This is a genomic window from Clostridium sp. FP2, from assembly GCF_011065955.2.
GTDB classification, from domain to species: Bacteria; Bacillota; Clostridia; order Clostridiales; family Clostridiaceae; genus Clostridium_AD; species Clostridium_AD tagluense.
In genome coordinates this window covers 4506292-4519907 of sequence record NZ_JAAMNI020000001.1, presented here as the reverse complement: position 1 = coordinate 4519907, position 13616 = coordinate 4506292, and the positions used below count along the sequence as shown (strand labels likewise).

Genomic DNA, 13616 nt, shown 5'->3' with positions numbered 1-13616 from the left:
AAAGGATGATAAAGATGGATTTGATAAAAATTGTTTCAAATGTTCAGAAAATTTCTGAGGCAATATCAAGTGTCATAGGGGTAGATGTGACTGTTGTAGATAATAATTATAATAGAATAGCAGGTACAGGAAGATATAGAAATTCTCTTTCCGAAAAAGTAAATGAAAAATCTGCTTTTGGGTTTTCTTTAACACAAGGAGAAAGTTTTATTATTGAAAATCCTAGGCAACATTTTACATGTTTAGAATGTGAGAATGCTTACAACTGCGAGGAATTTGCAGAGGTTTGTTGTCCAATTCATGTAGGAGACGTCACTGTTGGAGTTATTGGGCTTATTGCCTTTGAAGAAGAGCAACGGGATGCTATTATAAATAATAAAGAAAATCTAATGAACTTTTTAAATAGAATGGCGGATTTAATATCATCAAAGTTATTAGAACAGGAAAATACAGAGCAAATAAAGCTTTTAGTAAGTGAACTAGAGATAGTTCTCGATGCTGTAGATAGAGGGATTATAGCGGCGGATCACGCAGGAAACATTCTTCATTATAATACCAAAGCAGCAGAGCTATTTAAGCTTCAGGGAAATCAAATTTTAAAAACTAATATAAAAAAATTTATTGGTAGTTTAGATTTTGATTTGCTTATTGAGGAACATAAAAATTTAAAAAATAAAGAATTCACTTATAATAATAATAGCCATCATTTCAGGGGAGTTTTTGATGCAAAGCCTATTAGTATCGGCGATAAAAGCTTTGGCATAGTATGTTCTTTTAGTAATATTTCTGATTTGTTAAAAACAGTAAATCATATTACCACGGGTACCATGGTTACTTCCTTTGATAGTATCATAGGTAGTAGTTCTTGTTTAGAGCAGGTTAAAGTAGAAGCAAAAAAGGCTGCGAAATCTACTTCTACAGTGCTTATTCAGGGAGAAAGTGGAACGGGAAAAGAATTATTTGCAAGGGCTGTTCATTTTTATAGTGCTAGAGCTAAAGGGCCTTTTATTCCAATAAATTGCGCAGCTATTCCAGAACAATTACTAGAAAGTGAGCTTTTTGGGTATGAGGATGGAGCATTTACAGGAGCAAGAAGAGGTGGTAAGGCAGGAAAATTTGAACTTGCAAATAAGGGAACTATATTTTTAGATGAAATTGGAGATATGCCTATTCATCTTCAAACTAAACTTTTAAGGGTAGTACAGGAATACGCTATTGAGAAGATTGGCGGAAAAGAATCCATTCCTATAGATGTAAGAATTATTGTAGCTACTAATAAAGATTTAGAAAAAAAAGTGCTAGAGGGCGAGTTTAGGCAAGATTTGTTTTATAGATTAAATGTAATCCCACTTAATATACCTCCATTAAGGGATCGAAAAGATGATATAGTGATTCTTATGGATTATCTTTTGGAAAAATGCAACGTTAAGCTAGAAAAGCATATAAGTAAAATAGAAGATTCTGTTTTAGAAATTTTCATGAATTATCAATGGCCAGGGAACGTACGTGAATTGGAAAATACCATAGAATATGCCGTAAATATGTGCGGTAGTTCAGTTATAAAATGTATGGATTTGCCTAAGAGGTTGAAAGTTTCATCAAATATTTTAGAAATTAATAAAAATATAGGGATTATACCTATTAAGGAATTAGAGAAAAAGGAAATCTTAAAAGCATTAGAACATTTTGGACACAGCAAACAAGCGATTACGAAGGCTGCTGAGGCTTTAGAATTAAGTAGAGCAACGCTGTATAGAAAATTAAAAGAATATAAAGTGGAACAGTATCAAAATAAGAATTAATTCTCATTTTGATACTGTTTTTCTATGATTTTTATCATTTTGAGAAAAATAAAATTAAGGGGGCTATTATACCAATGATTTTATTGGCATGAATATTGCTTTAATATGTATTAGTATAGTAGTATTAAAAAACATTCATAAAGACTACATAAGTTTTTGATATATTTAAATTTGATAGTATACATATTTTTAATAATATAATTCATAGAGGGAGTGATTTCATGAAATTAAGAAATCTTATAGTTGAAACGTTGAAAGAGGAAGTAGTTCCTGCCATGGGATGTACTGAGCCAGTAGCTGTTGCTCTTGCCTGCGCAAAGGCTAAAGAATTAATGGCTTTTAATTATATAGAGAGTGCAAAAGTTTTTGTTAGTCCGAATATATACAAAAATGGATTATCAGTTGGTATACCAAATACAAAGGAAGTTGGGCTTCATATCGCAGCGGCCCTTGGGTTTATTGGTGGAGAAAGTGAAAAAGATTTAAGAGTACTTGAAGGAATTAATGAGAGGCAAGTACAACTTGCGAAAGAACTTTTGCATAGTGGAAAAGTATCATTAGACATTAAAGATACTGAAGACAAGATTTATGTAGAAGTAAATCTTGTGACAGATAAAGGCAATTGCAATGTGATTATAAGCGGAAAACATAATAGATTTGTTTATATTGAAAGACTAGGAGAAGTCCTCTTAGATTTAAGAAAAGGGGATAAAAAAAGCAATATTGGAAAGAACATTCTATATGGTTTAAAAGTAAGAGAAATTATAAGCGAAATTGAGAAAATTCCTCATGAAGATATAGCTTTTATGTTAGATGGAGTAGTAATGAATGAAGCTATAGCTGAAGTTGGACTTAAAGAAAAAATGGGCATGGGGGTTGGATTTAGTCTTAAGAAAGGTATGGAGCAAGGATTTCTTTGTGAGGACTTAATGACTTCTTCAATGATGCTAACTGCAGCTGCTAGCGATGCTAGAATGTCCGGAATAAATTTATCAGTTATGAGTAGCAACGGAAGTGGAAATAATGGGCTTACAGCAATTTTACCATTAGTAGCATACAAAAATAAATTTAATGTGACTGATGAAAAACTGGCTAAAGCAGTTGCAATAAGTCATATTATGAATAGCTATATAAAACATTATATAGGAAGATTATCAGCGCTTTGTGCTTGTGGTGTTGCAGCTGGAACTGGTTCTGGGGTAGCTATAGCATGGTTAATGGGTGCGAGTGAAGAGCAAATAGATGGTGTTATAAAGAACACCCTTGCAAATACAAGCGGTATGATATGTGATGGTGCAAAGGAAGGATGTGCATTAAAGCTTTCCACATCTGCATCAGTTGCTGTGCAATCCGCAGTTTTGGCTATAAATGGTTCTATTGTACCTGCAAGAAATGGAATTGTTGCAGAAACTGCTGAAGATACAATTATGAATTTAGGAGTTTTATCTTCAGAAGGCATGAATATTGCGGATGTTGTTATATTAAATACTATGAAGAAAATGCAAAAAGAGTTTGAGACCTTGCCGTTACATGAAAATTCAAAATCATACTTAAAAAAACAAGGCATTATCGCATAGCATTTAATAAAACAAATAATGAGTGAGAATGTATTATATTTTACATCTTATTCTCATAAATTTATTTAAAAAAATTGTAATTTACTATTGAATTTTATTTTAATTCTGATATAATAAAATCAATAGATAGTAATTAAACTTACTTAAAAATTTTATATGAATATATATTTCTGGGATATTCGTGAAGCTCTTATTTTCAACCTACAGTATTAATACGGGAGTTCAAGATCTAGATGCATACTAGGCCTATAAGACCAATATTTAATTGGCAAGGACTGCTAAACATCTCTGAGGACACCCACCTATCATAAAGATAGGTGCAAAAATTGGGGCAACGGTACCTTGGATTATAAATTTAAAAATTTTGGTTCGTTTATAAAAGAGATAGAAATATCTCTTTTTTTAGTTTGTAAAAAATTATTAAATTTTGAAAATTAATCGGGGACGGTTAACAACTATTTATACTTTTCTTTTTTATGCTATAATTGTATTAAATTAATAAGGCAGTTATAAAAAAATACCAGCTTAATGAATAGTTGCTTTTTTGAATATGATTAGTATAGAGGTGAAGTTTTATGACAGATGATAAAATTCTACAAATGATAGAGAGTAACCCAATTATTATAAAAAATATTAAAGAACTTAGTGAGGAAATGAAGATTAGGGCTATAAAAAAAGATGGGATAATGATACGTTATATAAAAAATCCTACAAAACAGATGCAAGACATGGCAATAAAAAGTAATTGTATGGCCATTGAGTTTATAGAAAATCCAACTTATGATATGAAAAAATATGTTGTATCAAAGATTTGGAATACTTTAGACTTTATAGATAATCCCAGCGCCGAATTAATAAAGATCGGTATTAAGCAAAAAGGGTATGCAATAAAATATGCCAAAAGCCCCAGCATCGAATTACAAAAATTAGCTATAGAAAGAGATTATGACTCTATAAGATTTATAGACAGCCCAATTGAAGAAATACAACTTTTAGCTATAGAAAAAAATTATGAGACTTTAAGATATATAGAAAATGCAACTATAAAGGCGGAGATATTGGCCATTACGGAAAATGAAGCTGCTATAAAGTTCATTTTAAACATAGATGAAAATAAAAAAATATTGTTTTTAAAACACAATTCCCTGGTAATGAAATATTTTATTAATGACCTACCAAGGGATGCGGTGGAGATGGCTTTTAAAGAGGTATTATCTAAAGAAGATATATCAGAAAAATATGTAAGGGATTTTATTAACTGTGAAAGTATAAATGAGAAATATGGTAATATATCATTGGATAAAATCATTTTTATTTATAAATATGGAAGTAAAACCTGCAAAAAAATAGCGGTTGATGAAAAACTGAAGATGATGTAGGAGGAGATAAGTTATGAATTTTAAGGATACGCTGCAAAGCGCGGAACTTGTTATAGAAACTGATGAAGTACCAATAATTGTAGGAGAAAGCGGTATAGGAAAAACTGCCCTAGCTAAAGAACTCGCAAAAAAGAAAGGCTGGAGCCTAGTTGTTATAGATGGAAACCTTTTAAAAGAAGGAGAAATAGGTGGCCTTCCAACAGTTGAGGACTATAGTTTTAAGGATGATAGCGGTAGGGCTATTAGTAAAAAAAATACTGTTTACGCGGTTCATACAAAGCTACAGGAAATAGATAGTTTGATAGATGATGGCAAAGAAGTGTTTTTATTTATTGATGAAATAAACCGTTGTGAGCATACTGTGCAACAAGAGCTTATGAATCTTATATTAAACAGAGATATAAATGGGTATAAGCTTCATGATAGAGTGAAAATATTAGCTGCAATGAATCCTTCTAGTAAATATGGAGACGATGTTGACTATCAAGTAGTTGATATGGATGCAGCACAGGAAAATAGATTTGTTTGGCTTTATATGGAAAGCGATTCAAAAGCTTGGCTGAGCTGGGCTATTGAAAATAAAATAGAGCAAAAGGTTATAGAGTTTATATCTACTTTCCCGGAATATTTACAAAGCACACTAAAGGGTGAGCAGATAAAGGCAACTCCTAGAAGCTTTGAACGGGTGTCTAAAAGCTATAGGATTTACAAAACAAATAAAGACAAAACTCCTAAAAGAGTATTTTTAAATATTCTAAAAGGTAATTTAGGTGATAGAATTGCTCATGAGTTTATGGCTTTTGAACAGGAGAATAATAAACCTTTAATTTCTTATGAAGAGGTGTTTGAGCCTTCAGAATTGACACAAGAGGTTATAGGAAAAGTAAAAAAAGAAAGCCACACAAGATTATACTTGATAGCAAAGAATATTTTGCATAATTTAGATAGAAAAGAAATTTTAAATAGCGATATAACAAGATTTGTAGAGTTTTTGGGGTTATATCCTGTAGACCTAGGCATAGGGATTATGCAGGATATTAAAGAGAGTTATAATGTTGTTTATAAATTGTGTTTGGAAAATGAAGCTTTCGTTGAAATGTATTTTAAGGCCTATAATGAGATAAAAGGCTAGGTGATATTATGGGAAAGGTATTTGAAAGTCTTAAAAACTCACTTTACGACCAGATTTCTAATCTGAAAAGAATTGAAGACATGCCAAAAGATTTTAATGAAGAATTTTTGAAACTTATTACTATGGTTAATTTTATGCTCATAGAAGATAATGAAAACTTTTATGGCTATTTTCTACTTCAAATGTCTAGAGAAATAAAATATGATATAACGTCGCCCACAGCTGTGAATTTTAAATTGTCTAAATATGTAATTTATTTCAATCCATATATTTTTTTGAATCTTACAGGGGAGCAGATGAAAAGCACTATTAAACATGAGATTTATCACATACTATCATTTCATTTAAATCGTGCAACAGTACTTAAAACAAAATATAGTAACTTGGCTATTAATATGGCGATGGATATAGTAGTTAATCAGCATCTAAAGGATCTTCCACACTTTGCTACAACTTTAGATAGTATAAATTTTAAGTATAGTTTAAATATGCAACCTTATATGATTATGGAGTATTATGTGGATAAAATTCAAATGGCTCTAAATTTATTAGAGGAAAAAGATGAAAGTAAGGAAGATGAGTCTAAGTACGAGCAGATAAAAAAAGAATATGATGCTGCGAGTACTCATGATTTATGGGAAGAATCCACAGAAATAGATCAAGAGACACTTAAAAATTTTACAGAGAAATTTGTAGTGTTAGCAGAGAAGGGCGCAGTTCCTCTTTATTTGGAGGATATGATTAAAGGTATTGCAGGGGAAAAGGGTGAAATTCCTTGGAATATGTATCTAAGGAAAATGATGGGAACGCTAGAAGGTGACAAAAAGAAGACTATTACAAGAAGAAGTAGACGCCAACCTAATAGATTAGATTTAAGAGGAGAACTTAGGGGGCATACAGCTAGAATTACCCTGGCTATAGACATAAGTGGAAGTATTAGTGATGAGGAATTTCATGGAGCAATAAAAGAGGTTTTTAATATTGTAAAAACTTATAAACATGAAATAACACTTCTTGAATGTGATACGGAAATAAGACAAGCATACAAGGTGAAATCCATTAATAATGTACGCAAGCGAAGCAGTACTGGCGGCGGTGGTACAAAATTTACACCGGTTTTTAATTATGTGAATAATACTGATACAAACATACTAATATATTTTACAGACGGAAAGGGTGAAGTAAACCTAGGTGTAACGCCAAAAGGCTATAAAACCTTGTGGGTTATATCAGGGCGTGGTGATAAACTTTCATTAGGGCAGCCCTTTGGCACGGTAAAAAAACTAAAACCTGTAGACATAAAAGAGGATACTGAGGATAGGATAGATGTAATGGTGGATGGTTTTTCTGGGAATAACCATGAGCCAATATATTAGGAAATTTTTCTTAGGTTATGCTATAAGGTCAAGTATAATATAATAGCTTTATTTTAGTAGGGAAGATATAATTAAAGTATTCATTGGGCAAAATTAAAACATGAATAATCAAATAAGTTAAAGGCGGAAATATATGAGAAATTTAAAAATGATATTAGAATATGATGGAAGCAGATATAAAGGATGGCAAAAACAAGAGGATAACGATTTAACATTGCAAGGTAAAATTCAAAGTGTATTGTCTAAGATGGCAGGAGAACCTATTGAGGTTTCAGGTTGCGTGCGAACAGATGTAGGGGTACATGCTGAAAATTATATGGCCAATTTTCATACAAATAGCGATTTAAGCAATGAAGCTATACTGGATTATCTATATGAATTTTTACCAGAAGATATAGTAGTGAAATCTATGGTAGAAGCAAGTGAAAAATTTCATGTGGCATATAACATAAAATCAATTACATATGTTTATAAAATAAATAATAATGAATTAAGAAATGTATTTAATAGAAAATATGTTTATCATAGTGAGGGCAAACTTAATTTAGAAAAAATGAGAATTGCAGCAGAATCTTTAGTTGGAACTCATGACTTTCAGGGATTTACTACGGTCACAGCTGATACTAAATCTACTATTAGAACTATTAATTATATAAACATAATTGAGAAAAATGATATGGTGGAAATAGAAATTAACGGTAATGATTTTTTGTGGAATATGGTAAGAATTATTATAGCAAGTCTTATAGATATAGGTGAAGGAAAGCTAGAGGTAGAAGATATAGAAACGCTGTTAACTGAAAAAACAGAGTCAAAATATAGCTTAATGGCTAAATCAAAAGGGCTATCACTAAGAAATATAGAATACTAGGATAACAAAGTATGAAATTTGTCTCTGTAAATAATTGTACAAAAAAGAGAAAGTGATATTCACTTTCTCTTTTTTGTTAATGCATTTTTCTATTTAACTATTACTAGCTCATATTCGTCAGTACCAAGGCCAATAGCCTTTGCATGGGCTAGTCCAACCTTCCAATTTGTATCAGGATGTATATGAGAAAATTTATCTTGTCCCTCATGATAATCTCTATCGGAAAGTTCAGTTGCGTATAATGCTGTTGATTTGTTAACCATATCAACGCAAGCTTGATCTAAGGCTACTGGATCAAAGGACGCAGCTATGCCTATATCTGGAACAATTGATACATCGTTTGAGTTCCAACAATCACAATTAGGGGAAACATTCATAATAAAGCTAATATGGAAAGTTGGCTTATCTTTAGCAACTGCATAGGCATATTCTGCAATCTTTTCATTAGCAATGTCCGCGGATTCATTCCACTTTACAGTTGCTGAGTCAAAACGACATACGGCAACACATTGACCGCAGCCTACACATTTATCATAATCTATAGTTGCTTTCTTATTCTCATTAAATGAAATTGCACCATGCAGGCAATTTTTAATGCAGAGTCCACAGCTTACACATTTATCATGTTTCATAACAGGGTTGGAAGCAGAATGCATTTCAAGCTTTCCTCCAATGGAACCAGAGCCCATACCTAAATTCTTTAATGATCCACCAAAACCAGTCATTTCATGGCCCTTAAAGTGGGTCATAGAAATAACTATATCTGAATCTGCAATGGCTGAGGCTATTTTAGCAGTTTTGCAATATTTTTGGTGTATTGGAATTTCTCTATAATCCCCACCTTTTAATCCATCGGCTATAATTACGTTACAGCCAACTGACATTGGATTAAAACCATTTTCCATGGCTGCTTCAATATGATCTACAGCATTAAACCTTCTTCCAGAATATAATGTATTTGCATCGGTAAGGAAAGGCTTACCACCTAGTTCTTTCACAAGTTTAACAATGCTACCAGCATAGTTTGGTCGTATGTAGGAAAGATTTCCTGGCTCTCCAAAATGAATTTTTATAGCTACGAATTTATTTGTAAAATCAATATTTTTTATACCTGCATCTACTACAAGTTTTTGAAGCTTATCCAATAGATTATATCCTGGCTTTGTTCTTAAGTCTGTAAAATATACCTTTGATTTTTTCATTTAGGTACCTCCTAGGGCTATAATAATATTTATTCGAATTAATTTATATAATTCTACTATTATAACATATTGTAACAAAGGTTTCCAATTATAAATACTGCCATTTAGTACATTTAGGAGGGAAAGTTCTCTAGGTTCCATATATACAGGGATAGAAATTGTTGCCTTGCTTAAAGGTGTACAAGAATCATGACTAACTTAGTGTAAATAAGCCTAATAGTAAAAAACATATTAAATGCCAGAAATTAATTATCAAATAAACTGAAGTAGCAATATTAATAATAATATTGGACTGCTTTAACTGAGTTTCATTTGCCTTTTTCATTCTAATGTATAGGCACAATAACAACACCGCTGGTAGTACAATTTTTAATATAAAACTAGTAGATAAACTTTGCAGGGCTTTTGTCATTAAAAAATTTGTCTCTAGGAATAAGCCCGTAGACAAAAGTAATATAGTAAATAATATATCAGTTACATTCAGCAAGTATAAAATGAAAAGCTTATATTTTATATTTCTAAGTGTATAGTTTTTTATAAAAGTTATCAATGTAAACACCTCATTCAAGAGTTAGTATATTCAAGTAAAATGATAAATATATTATTATTGTTAGTTATGTTAAAATTTATTTTTATTTGACTAGTATTTGCATATAAAAAAATAAATATACAGCGACCTGTTGGAGTGCATTAAGGATGGATTTAACAATATTTAAGAATGTGATGATAAATGCATGGGTATTATATAGCCTGTGAAATAATACGTATTGCAGAAAATAATGCAAGGCTTAAATCAAAATTATAGTAATTAAAAATAAAATGATTATATATGTTATAAAAAAATACGTAATTATATAATATATAATTTAAAAATTTAGAATGAAGCAGTATCATATCTGCTTCATTTTTTATGAGGAATTATATATGAATAATAATATACATAACTTATGCTTCAGAGGGAGTCCTTGAAAAGTAAAGCAGTTTTGAATGAAAATTTCTTTAAAAAAGAGGTTGACACATCTTATTTTTAGTATTAGTATATAAGTATACCACCCCCACGCCAGGGGGGAGGGTATAGGAGGGGCGAAATAATGAATAATGAGCAAAAAGAAGCTATAAAGGCTTTAAAAATATCAAAATTAATTGGTAAATAAAATATATGGAAATTATACAAGGAGGGAAATTATATGGTAACTAAGTCATTAAAAATAGAAGGCATGACCTGTGCATCTTGTGCAAAGGCTGTAGAAAGAGCTACTAAAAAATTGCAAGGAGTAAATGAAACGAATGTAAATATTGCTACAGAAAAACTAAGTATAAACTTTGACGAAGCAGTGGTTTCTGTAGAAGATATTCAAAGAGCTGTTGAAAAAGCAGGATATAAAGCAATTGGTGATGATGTTAATAAAACTATGAAAATAGAAGGAATGACCTGTGCGTCTTGTGCGAAGGCCGTAGAAAGAGCTACAAGAAAGCTTGATGGAGTTACAGAGGCAAATGTTAATTATGCAACTGAGAAGTTAAGTATAAACTACGAACCTTCAAAGGTTAAAGTTATAGATATAAAGAAAGCAATAGAAAAAGCTGGATATAAGGCTATAGAAGAAGAGACTACAGCAGATGCAGATAAAGAGAAAAAAGAAAAAGAAATAAAACTATTATGGAAAAAATTCATTATATCTGCCATATTTGCAGTTCCACTACTATATATATCTATGGGTCATATGATAGGATTTCCTCTTCCAGATTTTATTAATCCAATGATGAATCCTGTAGCTTTTGCTTTAATACAATTAATTCTAACTATACCTGTTGTAATTGCTGGTAATAGATACTATACAGTAGGATTTAAAGCATTGATTAGAAGAAGTCCAAATATGGACTCACTTATTGCAATAGGTACATCAGCAGCTGTTCTTTATGGAATATTTGCAACAGTTAAGATTATTTTAGGAGATACAAGTTATGCTATGGACTTATACTTTGAGTCAGCGGCAGTAATTATCACTTTAATAACCCTTGGTAAGTATTTAGAATCTGTTTCTAAGGGAAAGACCTCTGAAGCTATAAAAAAGCTTATGGGACTTGCTCCTAAAACAGCTATGGTTATAAGAAATGGAAAAGAAATAGAAATTACAATTGAAGAAGTGGAAGTAGGAGATATTATAATAGTTAAACCAGGAGAAAAGATGCCTGTAGATGGCAAAGTTGTAGAGGGTACTACTTCTGTAGATGAGTCAATGATTACAGGTGAAAGTATGCCAGTAGAAAAAAATTCTGGAGACAAGATTATTGGTGCAAGTATAAATAAAAATGGAACTATAAAATATGAAGCTACTAGAGTTGGCAAGGATACAGCGCTTGCTCAAATTATAAAATTAGTTGAAGATGCTCAGGGATCTAAAGCTCCAATTGCAAAACTTGCAGATGTTATTTCAGGTTACTTTGTTCCAATAGTTATAACCTTGGCAGTGTTATCTGGTTTAGGATGGTACTTCATTGGTGGAGAATCAGCAATGTTCTCACTTACAATATTTATATCTGTTCTAGTAATCGCTTGTCCTTGTGCCCTTGGACTTGCTACTCCAACAGCAATAATGGTTGGTACGGGTAAAGGTGCAGAACATGGCGTTTTAATAAAAAGTGGTGTAGCACTAGAAACTGCTCATAAAATACAAACTATAGTATTTGACAAAACAGGTACTATTACTGAAGGTAAACCAAAGGTCACTGATGTGGTGGTTATAAATGGCATAGCACAAAACGACTTACTGCAATTAGCAGCTTCAGCAGAAAAAGGATCAGAACATCCACTTGGAGAAGCAATTGTAAAAGGAGCCACAGAAAAAGGATTAGAATTTAAGAAACTTGATTTCTTTAAAGCCATTCCGGGTTATGGTATTGAAGTTAAAATAGATGGTAAAAACATTCTACTTGGAAACAGAAAACTTATGATTGAAAGAAAAATATCCTTAGAAAAGTTAGAAAAAATTTCAAACAGATTAGCCCAAGAAGGTAAGACCCCAATGTATATAGCTATAGAAAGTAAGATGGCAGGTATCATCGCTGTTGCTGATACTGTTAAGGCAAGTAGTAAGAAAGCAATAGAAAAGCTTCATGAGATGGGAATTGAAGTAGCAATGATAACTGGTGACAATAAGAGAACGGCACAGGCTATAGCTAAACAAGTCGGAATTGATAGAATATACGCCGAAGTATTACCACAAGACAAGGCAAATGTCGTTAAAAAGCTTCAAGCTGAAGGCACAAAGGTTGCTATGGTTGGTGATGGTATAAACGATGCTCCAGCACTAGCGCAAGCGGATATCGGTATAGCTATCGGCTCTGGAACAGACGTTGCAATGGAATCAGCAGACATAGTTCTTATGAGAAGCGACTTAATGGATGTTCCTACAGCGCTACAATTAAGTAAAAGTACTATAAGAAATATTAAACAAAATCTATTCTGGGCATTTGGGTATAATACAATAGGAATACCAGTTGCTATGGGAATCCTACATGTATTTGGAGGACCATTATTAAATCCTATGATAGCAGGAGCTGCAATGAGTCTTAGTTCTGTGTCAGTAGTAGCCAATGCTTTAAGATTAAAGGGATTTAAGCCAGTTAGATAGATATTAAAATATATGATTTAGGAAGTATTATTGAATATATAGAATATTAGGAGGAATACAATATGATAAAAAAAATATTAATTGAAGGAATGAAGTGCGAAAATTGCGTTAAGCATGTGAAGGAGGCAGTAGGTAGTGTAGAGGGTGTAATTAGTGTAGATGTAAATCTTTCTAATAAATCTGTTATAATTGAGACTAACACTGAGGTAAGTGATGAAGCTATAAAACTTGCCGTTAATAGTGAAAAATATAAAGTAGTTGATTTGTAATTAATCTTGACATAAATTGAATAATAATTTAAAATTAGACTCCATATGGGAGTGATAAAATATGAATGAAGAAAAGAAAAAAGCTTTACTGGCCTTAAAAACTTCAAAAGGACAAATAGAAGGCATAATTAAAATGATTGAAGAAGAAAGGTACTGTATGGATATATCCAATCAGATAGTTGCATCTCAGTCTTTATTGAAAAAAGCTAATTTATTGATTTTAAAACAGCATCTCAATCATTGTGTAAAAGATGCCTTCATAAATAACATGGGAGATGAAAAAGTAGATGAAATAATAGGTTTACTTTCTAAGTTATTAAAAGACTAAATAAAAGAGACTAGACAATGATAAATGAGAGTTCTATTAGATACA

At 31.6% G+C, this 13616-nt stretch carries 11 protein-coding genes and 1 other RNA gene; 10 read left to right on the top strand and 2 right to left on the bottom strand.

The genetic code is table 11. The features are described 5' to 3' along the window. The first annotated feature begins 14 nt into the window (after positions 1 to 14). The 7 genes from G9F71_RS21355 (at position 15) to truA (ending at position 8137) form a co-directional block, all read left to right on the top strand. Complete coding sequence (locus G9F71_RS21355; protein WP_164948656.1) at positions 15 to 1802, top strand: sigma 54-interacting transcriptional regulator; 1788 nt, start codon at positions 15 to 17, stop codon at positions 1800 to 1802. A gap of 221 nt (positions 1803 to 2023) precedes the next feature. Continuing rightward, complete coding sequence (locus tag G9F71_RS21350; protein WP_164948655.1) at positions 2024 to 3379, top strand: serine dehydratase subunit alpha family protein; 1356 nt, start codon at positions 2024 to 2026, stop codon at positions 3377 to 3379. Positions 3380 to 3543: 164 nt separating this feature from the next. After that, a non-coding RNA gene (gene ssrS, locus G9F71_RS21345) (6S RNA) lies at positions 3544 to 3731 on the top strand. A 223-nt stretch (positions 3732 to 3954) separates the two neighbouring features. Continuing rightward, positions 3955 to 4758, top strand: coding sequence for a hypothetical protein (locus tag G9F71_RS21340; RefSeq protein ID WP_164948654.1), 804 nt, complete (start codon positions 3955 to 3957; stop codon positions 4756 to 4758). 13 nt (positions 4759 to 4771) lie between these two features. Continuing rightward, a complete protein-coding gene (locus G9F71_RS21335; protein ID WP_164948653.1) occupies positions 4772 to 5890 on the top strand; it encodes an ATP-binding protein in 1119 nt (372 codons plus the stop codon). 8 nt (positions 5891 to 5898) lie between these two features. Continuing rightward, positions 5899 to 7266, top strand: coding sequence for a VWA-like domain-containing protein (locus tag G9F71_RS21330; RefSeq protein WP_164948652.1), 1368 nt, complete (start codon positions 5899 to 5901; stop codon positions 7264 to 7266). 133 nt (positions 7267 to 7399) lie between these two features. Next, a complete protein-coding gene (gene truA, locus G9F71_RS21325) occupies positions 7400 to 8137 on the top strand; it encodes a tRNA pseudouridine(38-40) synthase TruA (RefSeq protein ID WP_164948651.1) in 738 nt (245 codons plus the stop codon). An 89-nt stretch (positions 8138 to 8226) separates the two neighbouring features. Here truA and G9F71_RS21320 read toward each other — a convergent pair whose 3' ends face one another. Then, positions 8227 to 9339 (bottom strand): DUF362 domain-containing protein, encoded by a 1113-nt coding sequence (locus G9F71_RS21320; RefSeq protein WP_164948650.1) that lies wholly within the window; start codon positions 9337 to 9339, stop codon positions 8227 to 8229. 193 nt (positions 9340 to 9532) lie between these two features. Next, the gene (locus G9F71_RS21315; protein WP_224626731.1) at positions 9533 to 9898 is read right to left on the bottom strand and encodes a DUF5658 family protein; all 366 of its coding nucleotides are present in this window, start codon (positions 9896 to 9898) and stop codon (positions 9533 to 9535) included. A gap of 628 nt (positions 9899 to 10526) precedes the next feature. Here G9F71_RS21315 and G9F71_RS21310 point away from each other — a divergent pair. The 3 genes from G9F71_RS21310 (at position 10527) to G9F71_RS21300 (ending at position 13571) form a co-directional block, all read left to right on the top strand. Then, positions 10527 to 12974, top strand: a complete 2448-nt coding sequence (locus G9F71_RS21310; RefSeq protein ID WP_164948649.1) for a heavy metal translocating P-type ATPase — start codon at positions 10527 to 10529, stop codon at positions 12972 to 12974. A gap of 62 nt (positions 12975 to 13036) precedes the next feature. Beyond that, positions 13037 to 13243, top strand: coding sequence for a heavy-metal-associated domain-containing protein (locus tag G9F71_RS21305; RefSeq protein ID WP_164948648.1), 207 nt, complete (start codon positions 13037 to 13039; stop codon positions 13241 to 13243). A 61-nt stretch (positions 13244 to 13304) separates the two neighbouring features. Then, positions 13305 to 13571, top strand: a complete 267-nt coding sequence (locus G9F71_RS21300; protein WP_125004119.1) for a metal-sensing transcriptional repressor — start codon at positions 13305 to 13307, stop codon at positions 13569 to 13571. The last annotated feature ends 45 nt before the right edge of the window (positions 13572 to 13616 follow it).

Bases quoted from the DNA above. Each gene is read 5' to 3' on its own strand.
- G9F71_RS21305 (WP_164948648.1), top strand. From the start codon at position 13,037: ATGATAAAAAAAATATTAATTGAAGGAATGAAGTGCGAAAATTGCGTT.
- G9F71_RS21320 (WP_164948650.1), bottom strand. From the start codon at position 9,339: ATGAAAAAATCAAAGGTATATTTTACAGACTTAAGAACAAAGCCAGGA.
- truA (WP_164948651.1), top strand. From the start codon at position 7,400: ATGAGAAATTTAAAAATGATATTAGAATATGATGGAAGCAGATATAAA.
- G9F71_RS21310 (WP_164948649.1), top strand. From the start codon at position 10,527: ATGGTAACTAAGTCATTAAAAATAGAAGGCATGACCTGTGCATCTTGT.
- G9F71_RS21300 (WP_125004119.1), top strand. From the start codon at position 13,305: ATGAATGAAGAAAAGAAAAAAGCTTTACTGGCCTTAAAAACTTCAAAA.
- G9F71_RS21350 (WP_164948655.1), top strand. From the start codon at position 2,024: ATGAAATTAAGAAATCTTATAGTTGAAACGTTGAAAGAGGAAGTAGTT.
- G9F71_RS21340 (WP_164948654.1), top strand. From the start codon at position 3,955: ATGACAGATGATAAAATTCTACAAATGATAGAGAGTAACCCAATTATT.
- G9F71_RS21355 (WP_164948656.1), top strand. From the start codon at position 15: ATGGATTTGATAAAAATTGTTTCAAATGTTCAGAAAATTTCTGAGGCA.
- G9F71_RS21335 (WP_164948653.1), top strand. From the start codon at position 4,772: ATGAATTTTAAGGATACGCTGCAAAGCGCGGAACTTGTTATAGAAACT.
- G9F71_RS21330 (WP_164948652.1), top strand. From the start codon at position 5,899: ATGGGAAAGGTATTTGAAAGTCTTAAAAACTCACTTTACGACCAGATT.